Raw genomic sequence first — 23561 nt, forward strand, 5'->3', positions numbered from 1 at the left:
GAAATCGGGGTGCTTCGTCAGGTCGGCCCGCGGGATGATCCGGTCATGAGTGACAGGACGCAAGAGGCGGCGGAACGACACGAGGACGGGACGGCCACGGACACGGAGGCGGGAGCGACGGCCGGCGCGGAGCCGGCGGACGGGGGGAAGGAACGGCGGGCGGCCGCGTGGCGGGCGGCGCGTCGGGTGCTGTGGCGGCCCAGCTTCCGCGACACGGTCCGCGAGCGCCTGACGTGGCTGGCGGAGAACGCCGAGGGCGTGTACGACCTCGACCGGCCGGTCGACATGTACGGCGACGGCATCGTCGAGACCCTGGAGGAACGGGTCGCGGACCTGCTCGGCCAGGAAGCCGCGGTCTTCTTCCCGACCGGCACGATGGCCCAGCAGGTCGCCTTGCGGTGCTGGGCGGGCCGCACCGGGAACACCACGGTGGCGGTGCACGCGCTCAGCCATCCGGAGGTCCACGAGCGGCATGCGTTCAGCCAGGTCAGCGGTTTGCGTCCGGTCCGGGTGACGGACGGGCAGCGACTGCCGACCGCGGCGGAGATACGGGACTTCGACGAGCCCTTCGGGGCGCTGATGCTGGAGCTGCCCCTCAGGGACGCCGGTTTCGTGCTGCCCTCCTGGGAGGAGCTGTCCGAGGTGGTGGAGGCCGCCCGGGAGCGCGACGCGGTGGTCCACTTCGACGGGGCCCGGCTGTGGGAGTGCACCACGCACTTCGGGCGCCCCCTGGAGGAGATCGCGGGTCTCGCGGACAGCGTGTACGTGTCGTTCTACAAGTCGCTCGGCGGCCTGGGCGGGGCGGCGGTCGCGGGACCCCGGACGCTCGTCGACGAGGCGAAGGCCTGGCGGCACCGGTACGGCGGCATGGTCCTCCAGCAGTTCCCGACGGCCCTGGCCGCGCTCGTCGGCCTGGAGCGGGAGCTGCCCCGGCTGCCCGAGTACGTGGCGCACGCGCGCGTGGTCGCCGCCGCGCTGCGCGAGGGGTTCGCGGAGGCCGGGGTGCCCTGGGCCCGCGTACACCCCGAGCAGCCCCACACCCACCAGTTCCAGGTATGGCTGCCGTACGACGCCGACGTCCTCACGGAAGCGGGCACGGCACAGGTCGAGGAGACGGGCGCCGGCCTCTTCGGGCAGCGGTGGGGGCATGCCGGTCCCGGCCTCGCGTCCACCGAGGTCACGGTGGACGCGGCGGGGCTGGAGTGGACCGCCGAGGACGTCAGGTCGGTCGTGAAGGACCTCGTGGAGCGGCTGCCGCGCTGACGTGTACGGCGGGCGCGGGCGAGCGAGTGGGCCCGCCGCCGCAGTGACCGGGCGCGGCGGGCACGGCCGAGCCCGCTGCCGCGCTGACGTGTACGGCGGGCGCGGCCGAGCCGGAGCGCCCGCCGGCCCGGCGCCGCACCCGCACCCCCGCACGGGGTCAGCAGCCGACCTGACGGCGGCGCCCGTGCAGCAGACGGACCAGGGCCTCCCGCATCCGCCCGTGGGCCGGGTGTCCCGCCAGTACGGCCCGGAACTGCCGCTGGACGCGCAGCTCGCTCACGAGCCGCCGGTCGTACCGGCCGGGCGCCGGGGGCACGGACTCGCCGTGCTGCCGGGACCGGTAGGTGTCGAGGAGGTACTGCTGGGTAATGCTCACGGCCGATCGCCTCTCGGGACGGGAGATGGGATCCGAAGGCCCGCGGTTGCCCCGGTGTCCTCCCAGGCTGCGCCCGCTCGCGGCGCATGTCGCCCCGATTGACGGGCGGTGTCAATCGAAGGCGGCGTTGTCGGTGGCGGGGTGCACCATGGGGGCATGAGCGTGCACATCGACATCTCCGGGCTGCGACGGGAGCGGATCGCCGTCGTGCCGTCCCCGCTGGCCGAGCTCGGGATGGCGCTGCACGCCCTCGCCGAGCCGGGTCACCACCCGGGCCTCCAGGCCTGGGCGACCGGGGTCACGGCCCGGCTCGACCCGCATCTCGCCGACCGGATGTGCGAGGCGGACTTCCTGTGGCGGACGACGTTCTCGGACCTGTTCCTGCCCTTCGCCGGCATCCCCGGCGGAAACACGCTGCCGGGCGCGACGCTCGCCGACGACCTGGACCTGCTGGACAAGCTGACGGACGAGCAGTTCGTGGACGCGGCGCTGGAGTTCACCTGCGCGCTGGCGTACGGCTCGCAGGAGCCCGGCTATCTCTCCGACCCCGAGGTGCGGCGCCGCGCCGTGGACCTGGCCGCCTCGCGCGGACCGCAGCAGACCCGCTTCACCCAGCGCCTCCTGGAGGATCCGCCGCGCGTGCGGGCCTGGCTGAGGCAGTTCCTTCAGGACTGCGACGAGGCGTTCTTCGCGGAGACCTGGTCCCGGCTGCGCCACCAGCTCGCCGCGGAGGCCCGCCACAAGACGGACCTGCTGCGGCACAAGGGCCCCGCCGAGGCGCTGACGTCCGTCTCCCCCGCGGTGTCGCTGGACGAGGCGGCCGGGCGGCTCACCGTCGACAAGCTGACGGAGGGACACACGGTCACGGCGGACGGCGGTCTGCTCCTCGTCCCCACCAGCCTCGGACGGCCGCACCTGATGGTGCTGCACCGGCCCGGCTGGCAGCCCGTGCTGCACTACCCCGTGGGCTCGCCCGAGCTCGCCGCGCCGCCCTCAGTCGAGGAGCTGTCCCGGCGGATGACCGCGCTGTCCCACCCGGTCCGGATGCGGATCTGCCGTCATCTGGCCCGCAGCGCCTACACCACCGGCGAGCTGGCGCAGGTGCACGGGATGACGGCGCCCGAGATATCCCGTCACCTGGGCGTGCTCAAGAAGGCGGGTCTGATCTCCACGCGCCGCCGCGGCCGGTACGTGCTGCACCAGCTGGACGTCACCGTGGTGGCCCGACTGGGCAGCGACTTCCTGGAGAGCGTCCTGCGCTGACCCCCGCACGGCTCGCGCCGCAAGAGGTCGCAAGCCGTTCCGCCCGGGTCAGTCGAACCGGATGTGCCGCACGCCCGTCCACGCCCTGCGCAGCCGCCCCCGCAGCGCCCCGTCGCGGTTCGGCGTGAGCGTCAGCCCCGCCAGTACGGCGATCCGGTCCGCCGTCTTGGCCACCGTCGTGTGGTCGGTCCACAGGTGCTCGGCGAACTCGGCCTCACGCAGCCGCTCCAGGCAGTGATCGAGCTGCTGCACGGCCCAGCTCTCGCGGCGCAGCGGGGCGTCCTTGCCCGCGACGTACCGCAGGAGGTGCCCGAAGCCGCGCTCCCGCAGCCGCCGGAGCACGGTCTCGCGCTCGGCGAGCAGCGCGAAGTGCCGTACGTCGTGGCCCCGTTCGCGCAGCCGGCCGACCGTCTCCTCGAAATAGCGGGAGTTCGTGACCGTCATGGGGACGATGACCACGCCGTCGTGCTTGGCGAGGGCGAGGTCCAGCACCTCGACCACACCCTCGCGCCAGGACGCCAAGTCCTGGAAATCGCCGCGCAGTTCGGGAGGCAGCATGCGACGCAGGCCGAAACCCGCGTGTTCCGGGTCGCAGATGACGCTTCCGGGCAGCCGTCGCCGGATCTCGTGTGCGGTCTGTGTCTTTCCGCCCCCGAAGGGGCCGTTGATCCACAGGAGCATGCGCAGACCCTAGTGGCCGACGGTCACGCCGGGGTCACGCCCCCGGTCCGCCCCGGGTCAGCCGTGTCCGCCCGCGCGCACGAGCCCCGTCTCGTAGGCGAGCACGACCACCTGCACCCGGTCGCGCAGCCCCAGCTTGGTCAGGATCCGCCCGACGTGCGTCTTCACGGTCGCCTCGGACAGCACGAGGCGCGCCGCGATCTCGCCGTTGGACAGGCCCTGCGCGACCAGGACCATGACCTCGCGCTCACGGTCGGTGAGTCGCTCCAGTTCCTTGTGCTGCGGCTGCTTGCCCGCGCTGGGCAGCATCGGGGCGAAGCGGTCGAGCAGCCGCCTGGTGGTGGAGGGGGCGACCACGGCGTCGCCGCTGTGCACGGACCGGATGGCGGTGAGCAGCTCTCCCGGGGGCACGTCCTTGAGCATGAAGCCGGAGGCGCCGGCCTTCAGCCCGGAGAAGGCGTACTCGTCGAGGTCGAAGGTGGTCAGGATCAGCACCTTCGGCGGATTGGGATCGGAACAGATCCGCCGGGTCGTCTCGACGCCGTCGAGCTTCGGCATACGCACGTCCATCAGGACCACGTCGACCGCGGTGGTGCGCAGCACCTGGAGGGCCTCGACCCCGTCGCCCGCCTCGGCCACGACCTCCATGTCCGGCTGGGCGGCGAGCACCATCCGGAAACCGGTGCGCAGCAGCACCTGGTCGTCGACGAGCATGACTCGGATCGCCATCGGGGTCCTCTTCCCTCTCCACCAAAGGCCGAAAAGCTTTGGGAACAGCCAGAAACAGTTGAAAACAGTCGGAAACGGTCGTTACAGGTGTCAGTGGGCCGTGGTCAGTGGGCCGGTTTCAGCGGCAGCAGCGCGCTGATGCGGAAGCCTCCACCAGGGCGCGGCCCCGCGTCCAGGGTGCCGCCGACCATACCGACGCGTTCGCGCATGCCGATCAGGCCGTGACCCTGGCCGTCGGCGCCGCCCTCCTCGTACAGCTCGTGGGGCGCGCCCTTGCCGTCGTCCTCGACGAGCAGGCCGAGGCCGTCGTCGAAGTAGACCAGGCGCACGCTCGCACCGGTGTTCGGACCGCCGTGCTTGCGCGTGTTGGTGAGCGCCTCCTGCACGATCCGGTACGCCGTGAGCTCCACACCGCTGGGCAACGGGCGCGGGGTCCCCTCGACCTTGAAGTCGACGGGGAGGCCTGCGGTGCGGCACTGCTCGATGAGGTCGTCGAGCTGCTCGACGTCCGGCTGCGGCACGTACTCGCCGCTCTCCTGGTGCTCGCCGGTGCGCAGCACGCCGAGCAGCCGGCGCATCTCGGCGAGCGCCTGGCGGCCGGTCCCGGAGATGGTCTCCAGCGCCTTCTTGGCCTGGTCCGGCGCGGTGTCCATGACGTAGGCGGCACCGTCCGCCTGGACGACCATCACCGAGACGTTGTGCGCGACCACGTCGTGCAGCTCGCGTGCGATCCGGGCGCGCTCGGCGGCGACGGCGACCTTGGACTGCGCCTCGCGCTCCTTCTCCAGTCGCGCGGCCCGCTCCTCCAGCTGGGCGAGGTAGGCGCGGCGGGTGCGCAGCGAGTCACCGAGCACCCAGGCGAGCGCGAAGGGCACGGTCTGGAAGACGGCTATGAGGACGACGTTCAGGCCGCCCGCCTCCTGGGCAGGCCAGCGCAGCTGCGAGAGGAACCCCGCGCTGAGGCCGCCCGTCAGCGCGAACCGGGAGGCCCAGCGGGCGCCGTCGGCCGCAACGGTGAAGATGATCACCATCATGGCGAAGTCGGCGGGCATCACCTCGACGTCGGTGATCAACTGGAGAAGGCCCAGCGCAGCGGCCAGGACGAGCATCTTCTCGGGCATACGGCGGCGCAGCGCGACGACGACGCACAGGAGTACGGCGATCGGGAACGCCACGGCGGGCGCCCCGTGCTGCTCCGGGGCCCCGTTGACGCTCACGAGGTTCGCGCAGGTGATCCCGAACAGGACGACGGCCCAGAAGCTGTCGACCCATGTCGGGTGCCTGCGGAGGAAGTCATAGAGGCGCTGCACGTAACCCAGAGTAGGGAAGCGTGCAGTGTGCAGGGGTCAACCGGAGGGTCGATCCGCAACCGGTGCTCGTACTCCCCAAGGTGGAGGCTCACCCCTTCCTGACGGCTGAAGCCCCCTGGTGGCCCGGTCCCGGACCCGGCCGACCGGGACGGGGTCCGTACCGTCGCGGCGCCTTTCGCCGGGACTTCCCGCCGGGCCGGCCCCACCGCCCGGGCCCGGCCGGGTGGACCGGCAGGCCCTAGCCTGGCCCGGTGAGACGCGAGGCGGCGGGCGAGTGGCGGGGTTGGCGCGAGGCGACGGAGGAGGCGCTGTACGGGCCGTCCGGCTTCTACCGCAGGCCCGAGGGCCCCGCCGGCCACTTCCGCACCTCGGTGCACGCCTCCCCGCTCTTCGCCGGTGCCGTGGCCCGGCTGCTGTGCCGGGTCGACGAGGCGCTCGGCCGCCCCGCCCGGCTGGACTTCGTGGACATGGCGGCGGGCCGCGGCGAGCTGGTGACCGGCGTGCTCGCCGCGCTCCCCGCGGAGGTGGCCACCCGCGCGCGCGGGTACGCGGTCGAGCGCGCCGACCGCCCCACGGGCCTCGATCACCGGATCGAGTGGTCGGCCGGGCCCCCGCAGGGGATCACCGGGCTGCTGTTCGCCAACGAGTGGCTGGACAACGTGCCCGTGGACGTCGCCGAGGTCGACGCCGAGGGAGTACGCCGCCTGGTCCTCGTACGGGAGGACGGCACAGAGCGTCTCGGGGAGCCGGTGACGGGGGCGGACGAGCGGTGGCTGCGGCGCTGGTGGCCGCTGCCCGCGGAGCCGCCGTCCCCCGTGGGCGCGCGGGCCGAGATCGGGCTCCCCAGGGACACCGCCTGGGCCGCCGCGGTGGCGAGCCTGGACCGCGGGCTCGCCGTCGCCGCCGACTACGCGCACATCGCCGCCGGCCGGCCGCCCTTCGGGACGCTCACCAGCTTCCGGGAGGGCCGGGAGACGGCGCCGGTGCCGGACGGGTCGTGCGACATCACCGCGCACGTGGCGCTCGACGCGTGCGCGCTGCCCGGAGGCCGGGTGACGACGCAGCGCACGGCGCTGCGCGCGCTGGGCGTGAGCGGTGCGCGCCCCCCGCTCGCGCTCGCCTCCACGGACCCCGCGGCCTACGTGCGCGCGCTGGCGGGCGCGGGGGCCGCCGCCGAGCTCACCGCGTCCGGGGGCCTCGGCGACTTCGGCTGGCTTCTCCAACCGGTCGGGATCCCGACGGCCCGGTTCGACGACCTGCTCGCTCCCGGAGACCCGCGCACGCCCTGAGACACGCGGCCCGCACGACGGGAGGCACCGGACCCGACGGAGGGTGGACGAAGGAGGCCCGACCCGGCGGAGGCCCGACCCGAGGGACCACCCGGCCGACGGGAAGGACCGGCCCGGCGGGCCCCGCCCGACGGCACTACTTGTCGATGTCCCCGACCACGAAGAACAGCGAGCCCAGGATCGCCACCATGTCGGCCACCAGCGTGCCCGGCAGCAGCTCGGTCAGCGCCTGGATGTTGTTGTACGAGGCGGAGCGCAGCTTCAGCCGGTACGGGGTCTTCTCGCCCTTGCTGACCAGGTAGTAGCCGTTGATGCCGAGGGGGTTCTCGGTCCACGCGTACGTGTGGCCCTCGGGCGCCTTCAGGACCTTGGGCAGCCGCTGGTTGACGGGCCCGGGCGGCAGCTCGGCGAGCCGGTCGAGGCAGGCGTCCGCGAGGTCGAGCGCGTTGTGGGTCTGCTCCAGGAGGGACTCGAAGCGGGCCAGGCAGTCGCCTTCCTCGCGGACGACGACCTTCAGGGTGTCCTGGAGGTCTCCGTACGCGAGGTACGGCTCGTCCCGGCGCAGGTCGAAGTCCACCCCGGAGGCACGCGCGATCGGCCCGCTCACCCCGTACGCGTGCACGGTCTCCGGCGCGAGCACCCCGACACCGCGCGTACGCCCCCGGAAGATCTCGTTGCCGAGCACCAGGTCGTCGTAGATGTCCATGCGCGAGCGCAGGGCCGCGACGGAGGCACGCGCGCGTGAGGTCCATCCGGCGGGCAGGTCCTCCTTGAGGCCCCCGACCCGGTTGAACATGTAGTGCATGCGCCCGCCAGAGATCTCCTCCATGACGTGCTGGAGTTCCTCGCGCTCGCGGAAGGCGTGGAAGATCGGCGTGATCCCGCCCAGTTCCAGCGGGTAGGAGCCGAGGAACATCAGGTGGTTCAGGACGCGGTTGAGCTCGGCGAGCAGCGTGCGCATCCACACCGCCCGCTCGGGGACCTCCATGCCGAGCATCCGCTCCACGGCGAGGACCACGCCCAGCTCGTTCGAGAACGCGGACAGCCAGTCGTGCCGGTTGGCGAGCATGATGATCTGGCGGTAGTCACGCGCCTCGAAGAGCTTCTCCGCCCCGCGGTGCATGTAGCCGATGACCGGCTCCGCGTGCTGGATCCGCTCGCCGTCGAGCACGAGCCGCAGCCTCAGCACGCCGTGGGTCGAGGGGTGCTGGGGGCCGATGTTGAGCACCATGTCGGTGCTCTCCGCGGCGCCGCCGATACCGACCATGGTCTCCGTCGTAGGAGTCATGGTGACAGTCTCTCGTACGTACGCTTGCCGTATGGAGACGGGGACCACGGAAATCGCCGGGGCGGAGCCGGTCTGGACCGGACTGCCTCCCGGGCTGCTGCGGATGCGGCGGCTGCTGCTCGTGGTGTGGCTGGGGCTGCTGACGATCGCGGTGGGCCTGCTGACCGGGCTGCTCGTCGCCCCCGTCTGGGCGGCCTTCGCCCTCCTCCCGCTCGCCCTGATGGCGTGGGGCTGGCACATGCTGGGGCGCAACTGGCGCTCCTGGCGGTACGCGGAGCGCGCCGACGACCTGCTGATCAGCCGAGGCGTGCTGTGGCGCGAGGAGACCGTCGTGCCGTACGGACGGATGCAGCTGGTCGAGGTGACCTCAGGGCCCGTCGAGCGGCACTTCGGGCTGGCGAGCGTGCAGCTGCACACGGCGGCCGCGGCGACCGACGCGTGCATCCCGGGCCTCGACCCGGCCGAGGCCGAGCGGCTGCGCGACCGGCTGACCGAACTCGGCGAGGCACGATCGGCGGGGCTGTGACGACGCCGCCGCCGGGCGCGGAGGGCGCCGTGCCACGGGACGGGGCCGAGAGCGCCGTGCCACGGGACGGGGCCGGGAGCGCCGTGCCACGGGACGGGGCCGGGAGCGCCGTGCCACGGGGCGGCTCGGAGGGCGCCGAGGGCCCCGCGCCGGGGGGCGGGCCTCCCGCGGAGCGACGGCTGCACCCGTTCACCCCCTTCCGGCGCGCCTGGGCGCCCGTCGCCGTGATCGCCGGATGGGCGGTGCACGACCCCAACCAGGCGCAGGAGCAGCTGACCAGGCTCACCACGACCGCGCTGCTCGTCGGGCTCGCCGTGTTCGTCCCGGGCGCCGCCCTCTACGGCTTCCTCAGCTGGTGGTTCACGCACTTCGCGGTGACCGGCACCGAACTGCGCATCCGCACGGGCCTGTTGTTCCGCCGCACCGCGCACATCCGGCTCGACCGGCTCCAGGCCGTCGACGTCACCCAGCCGCTGCTGGCCCGCGTCGCGGGCGTCGCCAAGCTCAGACTCGACGTCATCGGCACGGACAAGAAGGACGAACTGGCCTATCTGGGCGAGGGTGAGGCCCGAGCACTGCGCGCCGAACTCCTCGCCCGTGCGGCGGGGTTCGCGCCGGAGACCGCCCACGAGGTCGGTGAGGCCCCGGTGCGGCGGCTGCTGCACGTACCGCCCGGCGTCCTCGCCGTCTCCCTGGTCCTCACCGGCGCGACCTGGGGCTCACTGGCCGCCGCGGTCGTCGTGCCGCCGCTGCTGTGGTTCGCCACCCACAGCGTGTGGACGGTCCTCGCGACCGGGTTGCCGCTGCTCGGCGCGGCGGGCGCGAGCAGCGTGGGCCGGTTCGTGGGCGAGTACGACTGGACGGTGGGCGAGTCGCCGGACGGCCTCCGCATCGACCACGGGCTCCTCGACCGTACGCACGAGACGGTGCCGCCGGGTCGCGTGCAGACGGTGCGGATCGTCGAGCCGCTGCTGTGGCGGCGGCTCGGCTGGGTGCGCGTGGAGCTGGACGTCGCCGGGTCGTCGAACTCCGTGCTCGTGCCCGTCGCCCCGCGCGAGATCGCCGAATCGGTGATCGCCGAGGTGCTGCCCGGGGTGACGGTGCCGTCGCCCCTGTCCCGGCCGCCGCGCCGGGCAGGCTGGTGCCTGCCGGTCTGGTGGCGGGGGTACGGGCTCGCCGTGACCGACACCGTCTTCGCCGCCCGGCACGGACTGCTGCGCCGCAGTCTCTCGCTCGTGCCGCACGCGAAGGTGCAGAGCGTACGGCTGACGCAGGGGCCCTGGAAGCGCCTCAGGAAGGTCGCCGACGTCCATGTGGACACGGGGGCCGACAAGACCGTGACGGCTCGGCTGCGGGACGCCGAGGAGGCGGCGCGGCTGCTCCAGTCCCAGGCCGACCGTTCGCGGACGGGGCGGCGGGAGGCGCTGCCGGACCGGTGGATGGCGTGAGGGCAGCGGCGCCCGGCCACTGCCCTCGTCCTGGTACCGCCCGACCCGTCTGCCGGGCCCCGCTCGCAGCAGGTCGCGCGGGCCGCCCGCACGGATGACGGGCGGCGGTGCTCCGTTCTCAGGAGACCGCGCCGTGGGCCTCTCAGGAGACCGCGCCGCCCCGGACACCCAGAAGATCGGGTCACGGGACTCTTCGGAAGACCGCGCCGCGCCGGACTCGTCAGGAGACCGCGCCGCGCGGGCCTCGTCAGGAGACCGCGCTGCGCAGCACGCCCACGTCGATCTGCTCGGTCTCGTCGTGCGCGGTCAGGTCGATGACCTGTCCGACGCCGCGGGCCGCTTCGTCCGCCGGCTTGAACCCGGCCTCCGCCTCGGCCTTGTGCAGGGCGAGCGCCTCCTGGCCGACCACGTCGGCGAGGTCCTCGTTCTGCACGGCCTCCAGCGCGTCCGCGGACGACTCCTTCTGCGTACCGAAGAAGTCGAAGCCGCCCTCGACCGAGGGACGCCGCACGGGGGCGGCCGGTGCCACGGCCACCGCCGTCGGCACGGTGAAGTGCCCTCCCGAGGAGGGCTTGGCGGGCAGCGCGGCCCGGGGCTGCTGCGCCGACGGGGACGACTGGGCGGGCACGGGCTGCTTCGCGTCGGCGGTCGCGTGCTGGTGCTCGCCGACCGCCTCGGGCTTCCCCTGCGCCTCGTCCTCCTCCGCCACGGCCTCCGAGGCCGGATCCGCCTCGCTGCGGGCCCGGCCCGCCTTCGGGGGCTCCGCGCTCGCGGTGTGCGACGCGGATCCGCCTGCGGCCGGTGCACCCTTCGCGGACCCGACGGCTTTCAGGGACGCGCCCCGAGGCGCATCGCTCTTCGCGGCGGCGGCACCGGACTCCTGCGAGCCCGACCCCTGCGAACCGGAGTCCGCCGTCTCCGAGGACGTCACGTCGCCCGGAGCGGACGCGGTCGTGGCCTCCGCCTCCGAAGCACCGCTCGCGATGCGGCTCAGTGCCGCGTTGGCCCGCAGGAAGAGCGAGGAGCCCGCCGGGGAGAAGACCTCGGGCGCCTCCGGCGCGTCGGCGTCGTCCGCCGCGGACTCGGGGGCCTCGGCCGGCTCGGCGACCTCGGTCCCGGGAACCTCGGCGGCCAGGCTCTCGGCCGCCTCGGGCGTGCCCTCCTCGGGCACCGCCTCCGGGGCCGTCTCGGGGGCCGTCGACTCCGGCGCCGACCGTGCGGCGGGCAGCGCGCGGGCCGGAACGGTCGCCTCTATCGCGAGCTGCCGACGGCCCTCCAGGGCGGTCGCCCGTTCGGTCTCCGCCGTGGCGTACCGCCGCAGCAGCGCCGCGTGCTCGTTGCGCAGGCCCGCCAGCTCCGAACGCTTCGCGCGCAGCCTGTGCTCCAGCTTGGTGCGCAGCGCGCGGGACTCGTCGAGGTCGGCCTCCAGTTCGGCGACGCGTTCCTCGTGACGCCACTCGTCGCTCGCCCGCGCGCGCGTGAGGTCGGCCACGCTCTTGCCCGCCTCGGCGTCCCATCGGCGCATGACGACCGCGCCGACGACCGCCGTCAGCGCGGCACCGGCGGCCAGCACACGGAGCACCACCGGCTCCGTGAACAGCCATGGCCCCACGGCACAGACGAGCGAGACACCGGCGATCGCCGAAGGAGGCAGCAGCCTGTGCAAGGGCGGGGAATGGCGGTGACGTCCACGTGGCATGGCCAGAAACTTACCGCGCGTAGGCGAATCTTGGAGCCCCGCCCGGTAAAAACACGGCTACTGCGAAGCGCATGTCCGCGAACGCGCGGAATGAGAGCGTCCCGCATTCGCCCCGGGGAACGTGTTCGATCTTGATCTCGACTTCCGGAGTTCGAAAAGGACCCCCTGCCGAACCCCGCGCGCGAAGGGAATTCGGGCCCCTCTCAGCGGTCGCTGAGCCGTCCGCTGATCCATTGCAGGGTCGCCGGGATCTCCCGCCGCCAGGTGTTGAAGTTGTGGCCGCCGCTGTCGAGGATGATCGACGAGATCCGGGTGTGTCGAGTGGACTTCACGAGGTCGATGAAGTGCAGCGTGTCCTGGTAGTTGGACTCGCCCGACCTGCTGCTGCTGACGAGCAGTGAGGTGTCCGGCGCAGGCCTGTTCTTCAGGTACCAGCGCAGGTCGGCGCTGTCCCGCAACACCCTGTCGCCGCGGAAGAGGTCGCCGGTCGTGGGGTCGATCGGCGCCTTGTAGTACGCCGAGAGACCGGCCCCGGCCGCGTACGCCCCGGGATGGTGGACAGCCAGTTTCAGTGCACAGTAACCGCCCGTGGAATCGCCGACGACGCCCCAGCTCCCGGGTTTCCTGCCCACCCGGTAGTGCGCGGACACGGCGTCCGGAAGATCCTTGGCGAAGAAGGTCTCCGTCTGCGGGCCGCCGGGGACGTCCACGCACTCGGTGTCCCGCGGAGGCGCGACGGTCGGCCGCAGCATGACGAGGATCATCGGCTGCATCTTGCCGTTCTTCGCCAGCCTGTTCGCGGTCTGCGGGTAGTGCAGTGCCTTGATGAGCGCCTCGGCGGTGCCCGGGTATCCGGTGAGGACGGTGACCGCGGGAAAAGTGCGGGCACGGTACTGCGGCTGGAAGTACTCCGGGGGCAGATAGACGTACGCCGGTGTGGCGATGTGCGTCGTACGGCCGACGACCGTGACCTTCTGGATCTGTCCCCCTGTCCGGGGACGGGAACCGCCCGACACGTTCACCTGCTGGGTGTCGACCACTTGGAGGGGTCCGCCGCTCGCACCCGCGGTGCCGTTGTGGTCGACGACCACGCCCTGGCCGCTCTCCCGTCCGAAAAGGTCCGCCCAGCTGGCGTAGAAGCCGAACGCCTGGTTCACGCAGAGGCCGACCGAGGCGAAGACGGCGACCTGCGTGGCCAGCAGCAGGCCGATCCGTCCGCTGACGGCCCGCCAGTTCCCGCGGGCCAGCCGCGGCCACCACCACACCGTGCCGACGAACAGCAGCACGGCGAACAACACCGCCACCACCAGCACCTTGTTGCTCGTCAGACCCATGGGCTGTTCCGCCTGCGCTTTCCGTCCCGGATCCGCATCGCTCCTTCGCGCGTGCTTGCCCCGGACTTTCCTTGCCTTTTGAAACGGCTTTCCGAAGGGGAGTGAACCTGTCTCCCCAAGACACCGTCCTAGAGGGCGCAATGTCGCCGGATGCCTGATTTGGCACCGGATCCAAGGTCTCTCGCGGAACTACGGGATGCGATGTCTGTCAGGATAGATGGGGAAATGTCGGGCGAGGTTCCGAGCCGAACAGGCGGGACGCGGGGCATACTCCGGGGTCCGCGCCCCGAAGCCGTCCCCGCCCTGGTCGCCCGGGCCTGCACGCTCGTCGGACTCCTGGACGTCGCCGCCGGCGTCTTCCCGCGCTTCCGGCGCAGCCGCATGCACGCCATCGCCGAGGTACTGCCCGGCGCCCTCGGCCCGTTCGCCGCCGCGCTCTCGCTCAGCGCGGGCGTGCTCCTGCTGCTGCTCGCCCACGGGCTGCGCCGCCGCAAGCGCCGGGCGTGGCGCGCCGCGGTGGTCCTGCTGCCCGCGGGCGCCGTCGCGCAGTTCGCGTACCGTCACTCGGTCATCGGCGTGGTCATCTCCGCGGCCCTGCTCGCGCCCCTGCTGCGGCACCGGGGCGAATTCGCGGCCCTGCCCGACCCGCGCAGCCGGTGGCCCGCGCTCGCCAACTTCGTACTCATGGGCGCCGGTTCACTCGCCCTCGGACTCGTCATCGTCAGCGTCCACGGGAACCGCATGGTCGGCGACCCGAGTCTGGCCGACCGCATCCAGCACGTCCTGTTCGGCCTGGTCGGCTTCGAGGGGCCGGTCGACTACAGCGGGCCCACCTCCTGGACGGTCGCCTTCTCGCTCGGCGCCCTCGGCCTGCTGACCGCCGTCACCACCATCTACCTGGCCTTCCGCCCCGAACACCCCGCAGCCCGCCTCACCGAGGACGACGAGGCCCGGCTGCGCGCCCTCCTGGTGAAGCACGGCGGCCGCGACTCCCTCGGCCATTTCGCGCTCCGCCGCGACAAGGCCGTCGTCTTCTCGCCCAGCGGCAAGGCCGCCGTCACCTACCGCGTGGTCTCCGGGGTGATGCTCGCCAGCGGCGACCCCATCGGCGACGTCGAGGCCTGGCCCGGCGCCATCGAGCGCTTCATGGACGAGGCGAGGGCGCACTCCTGGACACCCGCCGTCATGGGCTGTTCGGAGACGGGCGGCGAGGTGTGGACCCGCGAGACCGGGCTCGACGCCCTCGAACTGGGGGACGAGGCGGTGGTGGACGTCGTGGATTTCTCCCTGGCGGGGCGCGCGATGCGGAACGTGCGCCAGATGGTGAAGCGCATCGAGCGGGCTGGTTACGAGACACGGGTACGGCGCATCCGTGACCTCGGCGAAGGCGAACTCGACCGCATACGACGCGCCGCGGAGGACTGGCGCGGCACGGACACCGAGCGCGGTTTCTCCATGGCGCTCGGCCGCATCGGTGACCCGGCCGACGGGGACTGCCTGATCGCCACCGCCCACAGGGCCGACGCCGAACCCGGCCCCTACGGCGACCTGAAGGCCGTCCTCCACTTCGTTCCGTGGGGCACGGAGGGCGTGTCGCTCGACCTCATGCGCCGCGACCGCTCGGCCGACCCGGGCATGAACGAACTCCTCATCGTGGCCGCGCTCCAGGCGTCCCCCCGGCTGGGCATCGAGCGGATCTCCCTCAACTTCGCGATGTTCCGCTCAGCACTGGCCCGCGGCGAGAAGATCGGCGCGGGGCCGGTGCTGCGCGCCTGGCGGGGACTGCTGGTCTTCCTGTCGCGCTGGTTCCAGATCGAGTCCCTCTACAAGTTCAACGCCAAGTTCCGCCCGCGCTGGGAGCCCCGCTTCGTCGTCTACGCGTCCTCCCGCGACCTCCCCCGCATCGGGTTCGCGGCGATGCAGGCGGAGGGCTTCGTGAACCTGGCCCTGCCCCGCCCACTGCGCCGCCGTTCACCCGCACCTCGGCCGTGCGCCCACGCGCTGGCCGAGCACGGCATCAGGGCGGCCTGAGGGGTGTCACGGCGGCCCGGCCCGCACGTGCGCCGTCCCACCCGGCCGGCCCCGCCCGGGCCACCGGCCCGCACGCACGTGCCACACGTCCGCCGGTCCTCGCGGACGTGTGGCACGAACCCCTGAAAACATCTCAATACATCCGATATGAACCATCCGAGGAAACCCCCGCCGGCCGGCGGGAAGCACCCCCGCCCGCCGCGGGCGAAACGGCCCCCGTCAGGAGGCCTAGGCTGGACGTATGAGCAATGAGCGCGGGCGCGGCCGAGTCGTGGGGCTGCCGACGTGGGACCGCTGCGCGGTCATGGGCGTCGTCAACGTCACCCCCGATTCCTTCTCCGACGGAGGCCGCTGGTTCGACACGACGGCAGCGGTCAAGCACGGCCTAGGTCTGGTCAGCGAGGGCGCGGACCTCGTCGACGTGGGCGGTGAGTCCACCCGCCCCGGCGCCACCCGCGTCGACGAGGCCGAGGAGCTCAAGCGGGTCGTCCCCGTCGTCCGCGGCCTCGCCTCCGAGGGCGTCACCGTCTCCGTCGACACCATGCGCGCCTCCGTCGCCGAGCAGGCCCTCGCCGCCGGTGCGGCTCTTGTCAACGACGTCAGCGGCGGTCTCGCCGACCCCGCGATGATCCCCGCCGTCGCGGCTGCCGGCGCCCCCTTCGTCGTCATGCACTGGCGCGGCTTCCTGGAGGGCGGGAACGTGCAGGGGGCGTACGAGGACGTCGTCGCCGAAGTCGTCGACGAGCTCCACGCGCGCGTGGAGGCCGTGCTGGCCGGCGGCGTCGCCCCCGACCGGATCGTCGTGGACCCGGGGCTGGGCTTCTCCAAGGACCCCGAGCACGACCTGGCCCTCCTCGCCCACCTCGACCGGCTGCGCGACCTCGGTCACCCGCTGCTCGTGGCCGCGTCCCGCAAGCGTTTCCTGGGCCGCGTCCTGGCGGGACCCGAGGGTGCTCCGCCCCCCGCCCGCGAGCGGGACGCCGCCACCGCCGCCGTCTCCGCGCTCGCCGCCCAGCAGGGCGCCTGGGCGGTCCGTGTCCACGAGGTCAGGGCCACCGCCGACGCCGTACGGGTCGCCCGCGCCGTCGAGGGAGCCCGGTGAGCACCCCGCGGACCGACGTCGAGCAGGTCGAGCTCGCCAACACCGCCTTCTACGAGGCGATGGAACGGGGCGACTTCGAGGAGCTGTCCTCGCTGTGGCTGGACACGGAGCCCGGCGGCATCGACGGCGAAGGCGCGGTGGTGTCCTGCGTCCACCCCGGCTGGCCGGTCCTCAACGGCCGCGGCGAGGTGCTGCGCTCGTACGTGCTGATCATGGCCAACACCGAGTACATCCAGTTCTTCCTCACCGACGTGCACGTCTCCGTGGCCGGCGACACGGCGCTGGTGACCTGCACCGAGAACATCCTCAGCGGCGCCCCCGCCCCCGAGGACAGCGACGAGCTGGGCCCGCTGGTCGGCCAGCTCGTCGTCGCCACGAACGTGTTCCGGCGCACGGCCGAGGGGTGGAAGCTCTGGTCGCACCACGCCTCCCCCGTCCTCGCCGAATCCAACGAGGAAGAGGACGAGAACACCGCCGGTTGAGTGGGCGGACGGCCCACAGGGACCAAGAAGTGGTTGGAATCACCAGTCGCGGGGTAGGGGCGGCTACCAACCCGTGAGCCGCCGCGTTCCCCAGGGGAAACGCCGGGTGAAGCCTCGCCGCCTTCGCCCGGGCACCCTCCCCCGTGGGCGATCGCTGTCAGTGCCCGCAGGTAGATTCGTTTGAGGCCGGTGTGCCGACCGCACTCGGTTCACGGCCGCCGCTACCGACGATTGCAGGAGTGATTCGCGTGGATCGTGTCGCGCTGCGCGGCCTCAAGGCCCGCGGGCACCACGGTGTCTTCCAGAAGGAACGCGAAGAAGGCCAGACCTTCATCGTGGACCTGACCCTGGGCCTGGACACCCGGCCGGCCGCGGCCGACGACGACCTGGCGAAGACCGTGCACTACGGCATCGTGGCGGAAGAGGTCGTCGCCGTCGTCGAGGGCGAGCCCGTGGATCTCATCGAGACGCTCGCCGAGCGCATCGCCCAGACGTGTCTGAAGCACGAGGGAGTCCAGGAGGTCGAGGTCTGCGTCCACAAACCGGACGCTCCGATCACGGTCCCCTTCGACGACGTGACCGTCACCATCACCCGGAGCCGAGTATGACCGCCTTCTTCACCGAGGGTCAGAGCGACCCGACCGTACAGCCGGTACCCGCCTCCGTGGTGGAGCAGGTGGACGCCGCCGACACGACCCTGAGCAACCCCAAACGCGCCGTGATCTCCCTCGGCTCGAACCTGGGCAACCGTCTGGAGACCCTCCAGGGCGCCATCGACGCCCTGGAGGACACCCCCGGCGTCCGCATCAAAGCGGTCTCCCCCGTCTACGAGACGGAGCCCTGGGGCGTCGAGCCGGGCAGCCAGCCTTCGTACTTCAACGCGGTGGTGGTCCTCAAGACCACCCTGCCCCCGTCCTCGCTCCTGGAGCGGGCGCACGCGATCGAGGAGGCCTTCCACCGCGTGCGCGACGAGCGCTGGGGCCCGCGCACGATCGACGTGGACATCGTCGCGTACGCGGATGTCGTCTCCGAGGACCCGGTCCTGACCCTCCCTCACCCGCGCGCCCACGAGCGGGCCTTCGTCCTCGCCCCGTGGCACGACGTCGAGCCCACGGCCCAGCTCCCCGGCCGCGGACCCGTCGCCCAGCTCCTCACCGTGGTCACCCGGGAAGGTGTCGCGCCCCGCGCCGACCTGGAACTCCGGCTGCCCGAGTAGTCGTTAAGGTCAAGACGACCACGGGCCCGACGACCGACCGCCGGACCGGACGACCGCCTGTCGGCGGGCCAACCGAAGGGGCAAAGTGAAACAGCTGCGCATCAGGACGCTGGCCGCCGTGTTCGTCGTCGCCGGTGTCCTGTCCTGGGCGGGCGCCCGCCTGTGGAACGCGGTGGGCACGCTCCCCCGAGTACCCCTCGCCGCCCCCATCGTCCTCGCGCTGATCGCCGTGGTCCTGCTGGCCACGGCGCTCTCGCTGCGCGCACGCCTCAAGGCCCAGCGTGAGCGGCGCCCCGGCGCCAAGGGTGTGGACCCCCTGATGGCGGCCCGCGCGGTCGTCTTCGGCCAGGCGAGCGCCCTGGTCGCCGCCCTGGTCGCCGGGATGTACGGCGGCGCGGGCGTGTTCCTCCTGGAGTCCCTGGAGATCCCCGCCATCCGCGACCAGGCCATCTACGCCGGGCTGTCCGTCGTCGCCGGGATCGGCGTCATAGCGGCCGCCTTCTTCCTGGAGCGGGTCTGCAAGCTCCCCGAGGACGACGACAGCGACGGCGGCACGGCCCCGGCCGCGTGACCTCCGCCCCGCCCGACGAGCGGGACCACCGGCCGGCCGACGGCCACCGACAGCACGATCCCCCTCCGGTCGGCGAGTCGTTCGCCGATCGAAGGGGGAGCTGTTCACAGGGGACCGGACACCGCCCGGGATCCGGTCAGCGCGCCAGTATCAGGCTCATCGCCTCGGCACGGGTCGTGGCGTCCCGGAGCTGACCGCGCACGGCGGACGTCGTGGTCTTGGCGCCCGGCTTGCGGATGCCCCGCACCGACATGCACATGTGCTCGGCCTCGATGACGACGATCGCGCCCCGCGCGTCCAGGATCCGCATGAGGGAGTCGGCGATCTGCGTGGTGAGCCGCTCCTGCACCTGGGGACGGCGGGCGAACACCTCCACCAGCCGCGCGAGCTTCGACAGTCCGGTGATCTTGCCCGACTCCGCCGGGATGTAGCCGACGTGCGCCACACCATGGAACGGCAGCAGGTGGTGCTCGCACAGGGAGACGATCTCGATGTCCTTCACCAGGACCATCTCGTCGTGCCCGAGGTCGAAGGTCGTCGTCAGGACGTCCTCGGGCTCCTGCCGCAGACCCGCCAGCAGCTCCCTGTACGCCCGCGCCACACGCCCCGGCGTCTCCTTGAGGCCCTCACGGTCCGGATCCTCACCGACGGCGATGAGGAGCTCCCGCACGGCGTTCTCGGCACGCTTCTCGTCGAACTCGCCGATCACGCCCTCGCCGTCCAGCGTCACGGGGTCGGTCATGTGGTCCTCGTTCCTGTGGATCTTGCGCGTGCCGGTCGACGCGTCCAAACATGCGGGCGTATCAAACGAAAGCCGCGCCCCCCAGGCTAGAACCTGGGGGGCGCGGCTTTCATTCCGGGCCTGGTGGGGGCTCCGGGATCCCTGATCAGCTCTCGGTGCGGTCCTCCGTGGCGGCGTCCGTCGCGGGGACGGACTCCGTCGCGTTGGCGATGGCCGGCGTCGCGCCGTTCGTGCCGTTCGTCAGGGACAGCTCCTTGGGGGAGAGCACCGGCGGACGGGTGGACGGGGTGCGCCGGGACGAGCCGGTCCACGCGGGGCGGGCCGGACGCTTGACGATGGGGGCGAAGATCTCGGCGATCTCCTCCTTGCCCAGCGTCTCCTTCTCCAGCAGCTGGAGCACCAGGTTGTCGAGGACGTCGCGGTTCTCGACCAGGATCTCCCAGGCCTCGTTGTGCGCGTTCTCGATGAGCTTCTTGACTTCCTCGTCCACCAGCGCGGCGACCTCTTCCGAGTAGTCGCGCTGGTGAGCCATCTCACGTCCGAGGAACGGCTCGGTGTTGTCGCCACCGAACTTGATGGCGCCGAGACGCTCGGTCATGCCGTACTGCGTGACCATCGCTCGGGCCGTGGTGGTGGCCTTCTCGATGTCGTTCGCGGCGCCGGTGGTCGGGTCGTGGAAGACGAGCTCCTCCGCGGCGCGCCCGCCCAGCATGTACGCGAGCTGGTCGAGCATCTCGTTGCGCGTGGTGGAGTACTTGTCCTCGTCCGGCAGGACCATCGTGTAGCCGAGGGCACGGCCGCGCGACAGGATCGTGATCTTGTGGACCGGGTCGGAGTTCGGGGATGCCGCCGCGACCAGGGCGTGTCCGCCCTCGTGGTACGCGGTGATCTTCTTCTCCTTGTCCGACATGATCCGGGTCCGCTTCTGCGGGCCCGCGACCACACGGTCGATCGCCTCGTCCAGCATGGAGTTGTCGATCAGCTTGCGGTCGCTGCGGGCGGTGAGCAGCGCGGCCTCGTTGAGGACGTTGCTCAGGTCCGCACCGGTGAAGCCCGGGGTGCGGCGCGCCACGGCCGACAGGTCGACGTCCGGAGCGACCGGCTTGCCCTTCTGGTGGACCTTGAGGATCTCCAGACGGCCCTGCATGTCCGGGCGGTCGACCGCGATCTGGCGGTCGAAGCGGCCGGGGCGCAGGAGAGCCGGGTCGAGGATGTCGGGCCGGTTCGTGGCGGCGATCAGGATGACGCCGCCCTTCACGTCGAAGCCGTCCATCTCGACGAGCAGCTGGTTCAGGGTCTGCTCGCGCTCGTCGTGACCACCGCCGAGGCCGGCGCCGCGGTGGCGGCCGACCGCGTCGATCTCGTCGACGAAGACGATCGCCGGGGCGTTCGCCTTGGCCTGCTCGAACAGGTCACGCACTCGGGAGGCACCGACACCGACGAACATCTCGACGAAGTCGGAACCGGAGATCGAGTAGAAGGGGACGCCGGCCTCGCCCGCGACGGCGCGCGCGAGCAGCGTCTTGCCCGTACCGGGAGGCCCGTAGAGGAGCACACCCTTGGGGATCTTGGCCCCGACGGCCTGGAACTTCGCCGGCTCCTGGAGGAACTCCTTGATCTCCTGGAGCTCCTCGACCGCCTCGTCCGAGCCCGCGACGTCGGAGAACGTCGTCTTCGGGGTGTCCTTGGTGATGAGCTTCGCCTTGGACTTCCCGAAGTTCATGACCCGGGAGCCGCCGCCCTGCATCTGGTTCATCAGGAACAGGAAGACAACGACGATGAGGACGAAGGGGAGCAGGGACAGCAGAATGCCGACGAACGGGTTCTGCTTGGACGGCGAAACCGTGTAGCCGTCCGGAATCTGCTTGTTCTGGAACTTGTCTTGAAGGACCCCGGCGAGGGTCACGCCCTGGTCGCCGATGTAGCTCGCCTGGATCTTGGAGCTGCCGTCGACCTTCTCGCCGTCCTTCAGCGAGACCTTGATGATCTGCTCGTCGCCGGTGGTGAGTTTCGCCGACTCGACCTTGTTCTCATTGATCGCCTGGACCACCTGGCCGGTGTCCACCGTCTTGTAGCCGCCGGACGAGCCGACGACCTGCATCAACACGACCACGGCAAGGACGGCCAGCACGATCCACATGACCGGCCCACGGAAGTATCGCTTCACGTCCATCCATACGGAGCGGTGCCGCCCCGTCCCTCCTGCCATAGTGAGTTTGATAAAGACTGTTCTTCGGACGGTACCCCAGCATTGTCACCCGAAGCCGCAGGGGACTGCTGGCAATCCCGCCTACGCATGCTCCAACGGCGCGAAACCCGCTGGGGTTCCCGAACGTCTTACAAGGACTGCGCCGCCCCGCGAAGGGCGGGTGGTCAGCCGCCGTAGACGTGAGGCGCGAGCGTACCGACGAACGGGAGGTTGCGGTACTTCTCGGCGTAGTCGAGGCCGTACCCGATCACGAACTCGTTCGGGATGTCGAAGCCGACCCACTCCACGTCGATCGCGACCTTCGCCGCCTCCGGCTTGCGCAGCAGCGTGCACACCTTGAGGGAGGCGGGCTCGCGGGAGCCGAGGTTGGAGATCAGCCAGGACAGGGTCAGCCCGGAGTCGATGATGTCCTCGACGATCAGGACGTGCTTGCCCTTGATGTCGGTGTCGAGGTCCTTGAGGATCCGCACGACGCCGGAGGACTGCGTCCCCGCGCCGTACGAGGACACGGCCATCCAGTCCATGGTGACCGGGGTGGACAGCGCACGCGCCAGGTCCGCCATGACCATGACGGCGCCCTTGAGGACTCCGACGATCAGCAGGTCCTTGCCCGCGTACTCCGCGTCGATCTTCGCCGCCAGCTCGGCCAGCTTCGCGTCGATCTCTTCCTTGGTGATGAGCACCGACTTGAGGTCGGTGCCCATGTCTTTCGCGTCCACCCGCATTCACTTTCGGTCGTCCCACCGGCTGACCGGTCCTTCCCGGAGGGGAGACCAGGCGCCTCACTGGGGGGCGCGATTTCAGCCTTGCCGAATCACCAGTCTGCCACCCTGTCGCTGAGCGACGACTTTGCCCGGGAGATTGATGGCCTTCTGGCCGCGCCATCCGGTGATCAGCCGGTCGACTTCTTCGATGTGCCGGGCGAAGAGCGAACCGGCCGGCGCACCCGCCTCGATGGCGGCGCGGCGCAGGATGCGGCGGCGTACGGCCGGGGGCAGGGCGTAGAGCTTGGCGCACTCCAGGAGGCCGGCCGCGTCGCGTACGGACGCCTCGGCCTGGCTGGCCCACGCGTCGAGGGCGTCGGCGTCGTCGCGGGAGAGCTGCGCCGTTCGGGCGAGGGCCTCGACGACGCCCTTGCCGAGCGCCTTCTCCAGGGCGGGCAGGCCTTCGTGGCGCAGCCGGGAGCGGGTGTAGGCCGGGTCGGCGTTGTGCGGGTCGTCCCATACGGGAAGCGACTGGACCATGCACGCCTTGCGGGCGGTCTGCCGGTCCAGGTGCAGGAACGGGCGCCGGTAACGGCCGTCGGCCCCCGAGACCGCGGCCATCCCGGACAGGGAGCGGATGCCGGAGCCGCGGGCGAGACCGAGCAGAACCGTCTCCGCCTGGTCGTCGCGGGTGTGGCCGAGCAGGATCGCCGTGGCGCCGTGGCGCTCGGCGGCGGAGTCCAGGGCGGCGTACCGGGCGTCGCGGGCGGCGGCCTCGGGCCCGCCGTCGCGGCCGACGGTGACGGCGATGCACTCGGCCGGGGCGAGTCCCATCTCCGTGAGGCGCAGCACGACTTCCTCGGCGCGCAGGTCGGAGCCGGTCTGCAGACCGTGGTCGACGGTGATGCCACCGGCGCGGATGCCGAGTTTGGGGGCCTCGAAGGCGAGGGCGGAGGCGAGTGCCATGGAGTCGGCTCCGCCGGAGCACGCGACGAGGACGAGCGGCGTCGAGGGCTGCTCGTGACGGGGTCGCGCGGGCGGGAGGGTGCGCCGTGTACCGGGGGCGGGCACGCGCTCGGCGTCGGGGGGCGAGGGGCGCGTGACACCGTGAGCGGGCGCGCGCCGGGTGTCGGAGGCGGGCGTGTGCTCGGTGATGATGTCGTGGAGTACGCGGCGTACCGCCAGGCGTATCGCCGCGACCGCAGGATGGGGACCCATGTCCGGTTCCCTTCATGAAGTTTTCGGGGGGTGAGCCCGGGGTCGGTCACTCAGAGTGTGTAGATGGTGACAGAACCGGG

The 23561-nt window shown here is 72.0% G+C and carries 22 protein-coding genes; 11 read left to right on the forward strand and 11 right to left on the reverse strand.

Going from position 1 to position 23561, the window contains the following annotated elements:
• Positions 1-45 precede the first annotated feature (45 nt).
• Positions 46-1263, forward strand: a complete 1218-nt coding sequence (locus tag ACZ4IF_RS30880; protein WP_467568655.1) for a threonine aldolase family protein — start codon at positions 46-48, stop codon at positions 1261-1263.
• Positions 1264-1420: 157 nt separating this feature from the next.
• Here the strand turns inward: ACZ4IF_RS30880 and ACZ4IF_RS30885 are convergent, their stop codons facing one another.
• Complete coding sequence (locus tag ACZ4IF_RS30885; RefSeq protein ID WP_467568657.1) at positions 1421-1639, reverse strand: hypothetical protein; 219 nt, start codon at positions 1637-1639, stop codon at positions 1421-1423.
• A 156-nt stretch (positions 1640-1795) separates the two neighbouring features.
• On the opposite strand from ACZ4IF_RS30885, the gene ACZ4IF_RS30890 reads away from it, so the two are divergent.
• Entirely contained in the window at positions 1796-2902 is a 1107-nt protein-coding gene (locus ACZ4IF_RS30890) for a DUF5937 family protein (RefSeq protein WP_359491880.1), read from the forward strand.
• Positions 2903-2950: 48 nt separating this feature from the next.
• On the opposite strand, the gene ACZ4IF_RS30895 is transcribed toward ACZ4IF_RS30890, so the two are convergent.
• The 3 genes from ACZ4IF_RS30895 to ACZ4IF_RS30905 all read right to left on the reverse strand — a co-directional run bounded on the left by ACZ4IF_RS30895 (position 2951) and on the right by ACZ4IF_RS30905 (position 5622).
• Positions 2951-3583, reverse strand: a complete 633-nt coding sequence (locus tag ACZ4IF_RS30895) for an AAA family ATPase (protein WP_467568660.1) — start codon at positions 3581-3583, stop codon at positions 2951-2953.
• A 57-nt stretch (positions 3584-3640) separates the two neighbouring features.
• Positions 3641-4312, reverse strand: a complete 672-nt coding sequence (locus ACZ4IF_RS30900) for a response regulator transcription factor (protein WP_028799059.1) — start codon at positions 4310-4312, stop codon at positions 3641-3643.
• Positions 4313-4416: 104 nt separating this feature from the next.
• Positions 4417-5622 carry a sensor histidine kinase gene (locus ACZ4IF_RS30905; protein ID WP_467568662.1) on the reverse strand — a complete coding sequence of 402 codons (1206 nt, stop codon included), beginning with the start codon at positions 5620-5622 and terminating at the stop codon, positions 4417-4419.
• 251 nt (positions 5623-5873) lie between these two features.
• Between ACZ4IF_RS30905 and ACZ4IF_RS30910 the strand changes: the two genes are divergently transcribed.
• Complete coding sequence (locus tag ACZ4IF_RS30910; RefSeq protein WP_467568664.1) at positions 5874-6911, forward strand: SAM-dependent methyltransferase; 1038 nt, start codon at positions 5874-5876, stop codon at positions 6909-6911.
• Between the two features lie 136 nt (positions 6912-7047).
• Here the strand turns inward: ACZ4IF_RS30910 and ACZ4IF_RS30915 are convergent, their stop codons facing one another.
• Complete coding sequence (locus ACZ4IF_RS30915) at positions 7048-8199, reverse strand: NADH-quinone oxidoreductase subunit D (RefSeq protein ID WP_359491888.1); 1152 nt, start codon at positions 8197-8199, stop codon at positions 7048-7050.
• Positions 8200-8230: 31 nt separating this feature from the next.
• On the opposite strand from ACZ4IF_RS30915, the gene ACZ4IF_RS30920 reads away from it, so the two are divergent.
• Together ACZ4IF_RS30920 and ACZ4IF_RS30925 are read left to right on the forward strand one after the other, a co-directional pair.
• A complete protein-coding gene (locus ACZ4IF_RS30920; RefSeq protein WP_095935726.1) occupies positions 8231-8725 on the forward strand; it encodes a PH domain-containing protein in 495 nt (164 codons plus the stop codon).
• Positions 8726-8835: 110 nt separating this feature from the next.
• The gene (locus ACZ4IF_RS30925) at positions 8836-10173 is read left to right on the forward strand and encodes a PH domain-containing protein (protein WP_467568968.1); all 1338 of its coding nucleotides are present in this window, start codon (positions 8836-8838) and stop codon (positions 10171-10173) included.
• 247 nt (positions 10174-10420) lie between these two features.
• Here ACZ4IF_RS30925 and ACZ4IF_RS30930 read toward each other — a convergent pair whose 3' ends face one another.
• Together ACZ4IF_RS30930 and ACZ4IF_RS30935 are read right to left on the reverse strand one after the other, a co-directional pair.
• Positions 10421-11872 carry a hypothetical protein gene (locus tag ACZ4IF_RS30930; protein ID WP_467568667.1) on the reverse strand — a complete coding sequence of 484 codons (1452 nt, stop codon included), beginning with the start codon at positions 11870-11872 and terminating at the stop codon, positions 10421-10423.
• A gap of 203 nt (positions 11873-12075) precedes the next feature.
• Positions 12076-13206, reverse strand: coding sequence for an alpha/beta hydrolase (locus tag ACZ4IF_RS30935; protein WP_467568669.1), 1131 nt, complete (start codon positions 13204-13206; stop codon positions 12076-12078).
• A 225-nt stretch (positions 13207-13431) separates the two neighbouring features.
• Between ACZ4IF_RS30935 and ACZ4IF_RS30940 the strand changes: the two genes are divergently transcribed.
• From ACZ4IF_RS30940 to ACZ4IF_RS30965, 6 genes are all read left to right on the forward strand, one after another.
• Complete coding sequence (locus ACZ4IF_RS30940; protein ID WP_467568671.1) at positions 13432-15237, forward strand: phosphatidylglycerol lysyltransferase domain-containing protein; 1806 nt, start codon at positions 13432-13434, stop codon at positions 15235-15237.
• Between the two features lie 241 nt (positions 15238-15478).
• The gene (gene folP, locus ACZ4IF_RS30945; RefSeq protein ID WP_467568673.1) at positions 15479-16339 is read left to right on the forward strand and encodes a dihydropteroate synthase; all 861 of its coding nucleotides are present in this window, start codon (positions 15479-15481) and stop codon (positions 16337-16339) included.
• The gene (locus ACZ4IF_RS30950; protein ID WP_095935721.1) at positions 16336-16821 is read left to right on the forward strand and encodes a nuclear transport factor 2 family protein; all 486 of its coding nucleotides are present in this window, start codon (positions 16336-16338) and stop codon (positions 16819-16821) included. Before folP ends, ACZ4IF_RS30950 begins: the two co-directional genes overlap by 4 nt.
• 248 nt (positions 16822-17069) lie before the next feature.
• Positions 17070-17429 carry a dihydroneopterin aldolase gene (gene folB / locus ACZ4IF_RS30955; RefSeq protein ID WP_095935720.1) on the forward strand — a complete coding sequence of 120 codons (360 nt, stop codon included), beginning with the start codon at positions 17070-17072 and terminating at the stop codon, positions 17427-17429.
• Positions 17426-18037 (forward strand): 2-amino-4-hydroxy-6-hydroxymethyldihydropteridine diphosphokinase, encoded by a 612-nt coding sequence (gene folK / locus ACZ4IF_RS30960; protein WP_359491901.1) that lies wholly within the window; start codon positions 17426-17428, stop codon positions 18035-18037. Before folB ends, folK begins: the two co-directional genes overlap by 4 nt.
• 85 nt (positions 18038-18122) lie before the next feature.
• Positions 18123-18608 (forward strand): DUF3180 domain-containing protein, encoded by a 486-nt coding sequence (locus ACZ4IF_RS30965; RefSeq protein ID WP_359491903.1) that lies wholly within the window; start codon positions 18123-18125, stop codon positions 18606-18608.
• Between the two features lie 136 nt (positions 18609-18744).
• Here the strand turns inward: ACZ4IF_RS30965 and folE are convergent, their stop codons facing one another.
• From folE to tilS, 4 genes are all read right to left on the reverse strand, one after another.
• Entirely contained in the window at positions 18745-19350 is a 606-nt protein-coding gene (folE, locus tag ACZ4IF_RS30970; RefSeq protein WP_095935717.1) for a GTP cyclohydrolase I FolE, read from the reverse strand.
• Between the two features lie 145 nt (positions 19351-19495).
• Positions 19496-21523, reverse strand: coding sequence for an ATP-dependent zinc metalloprotease FtsH (gene ftsH / locus ACZ4IF_RS30975; protein WP_359492138.1), 2028 nt, complete (start codon positions 21521-21523; stop codon positions 19496-19498).
• 200 nt (positions 21524-21723) lie between these two features.
• The gene (gene hpt, locus ACZ4IF_RS30980; protein ID WP_010986089.1) at positions 21724-22284 is read right to left on the reverse strand and encodes a hypoxanthine phosphoribosyltransferase; all 561 of its coding nucleotides are present in this window, start codon (positions 22282-22284) and stop codon (positions 21724-21726) included.
• Positions 22285-22359: 75 nt separating this feature from the next.
• Positions 22360-23481, reverse strand: coding sequence for a tRNA lysidine(34) synthetase TilS (gene tilS, locus ACZ4IF_RS30985; RefSeq protein WP_467568678.1), 1122 nt, complete (start codon positions 23479-23481; stop codon positions 22360-22362).
• Positions 23482-23561: the final 80 nt, after the last annotated feature.

It is taken from the genome of Streptomyces sp. NPDC025784 (genome assembly GCF_055558435.1).

Excerpts from the sequence above, each read along its gene's own strand:
- ACZ4IF_RS30880 (WP_467568655.1), top strand. The coding sequence starts at position 46 with ATGAGTGACAGGACGCAAGAGGCGGCGGAACGACACGAGGACGGGACG.
- ACZ4IF_RS30890 (WP_359491880.1), top strand. The coding sequence starts at position 1,796 with ATGAGCGTGCACATCGACATCTCCGGGCTGCGACGGGAGCGGATCGCC.
- ACZ4IF_RS30895 (WP_467568660.1), bottom strand. The coding sequence starts at position 3,583 with ATGCTCCTGTGGATCAACGGCCCCTTCGGGGGCGGAAAGACACAGACC.
- ACZ4IF_RS30900 (WP_028799059.1), bottom strand. The coding sequence starts at position 4,312 with ATGGCGATCCGAGTCATGCTCGTCGACGACCAGGTGCTGCTGCGCACC.
- ACZ4IF_RS30915 (WP_359491888.1), bottom strand. The coding sequence starts at position 8,199 with ATGACTCCTACGACGGAGACCATGGTCGGTATCGGCGGCGCCGCGGAG.
- ACZ4IF_RS30920 (WP_095935726.1), top strand. The coding sequence starts at position 8,231 with ATGGAGACGGGGACCACGGAAATCGCCGGGGCGGAGCCGGTCTGGACC.
- ACZ4IF_RS30930 (WP_467568667.1), bottom strand. The coding sequence starts at position 11,872 with ATGCCACGTGGACGTCACCGCCATTCCCCGCCCTTGCACAGGCTGCTG.
- ACZ4IF_RS30935 (WP_467568669.1), bottom strand. The coding sequence starts at position 13,206 with ATGGGTCTGACGAGCAACAAGGTGCTGGTGGTGGCGGTGTTGTTCGCC.
- ACZ4IF_RS30940 (WP_467568671.1), top strand. The coding sequence starts at position 13,432 with ATGTCGGGCGAGGTTCCGAGCCGAACAGGCGGGACGCGGGGCATACTC.
- folP (WP_467568673.1), top strand. The coding sequence starts at position 15,479 with ATGAGCAATGAGCGCGGGCGCGGCCGAGTCGTGGGGCTGCCGACGTGG.
- folK (WP_359491901.1), top strand. The coding sequence starts at position 17,426 with ATGACCGCCTTCTTCACCGAGGGTCAGAGCGACCCGACCGTACAGCCG.
- folE (WP_095935717.1), bottom strand. The coding sequence starts at position 19,350 with ATGACCGACCCCGTGACGCTGGACGGCGAGGGCGTGATCGGCGAGTTC.
- ftsH (WP_359492138.1), bottom strand. The coding sequence starts at position 21,523 with ATGGACGTGAAGCGATACTTCCGTGGGCCGGTCATGTGGATCGTGCTG.
- hpt (WP_010986089.1), bottom strand. The coding sequence starts at position 22,284 with ATGCGGGTGGACGCGAAAGACATGGGCACCGACCTCAAGTCGGTGCTC.
- tilS (WP_467568678.1), bottom strand. The coding sequence starts at position 23,481 with ATGGGTCCCCATCCTGCGGTCGCGGCGATACGCCTGGCGGTACGCCGC.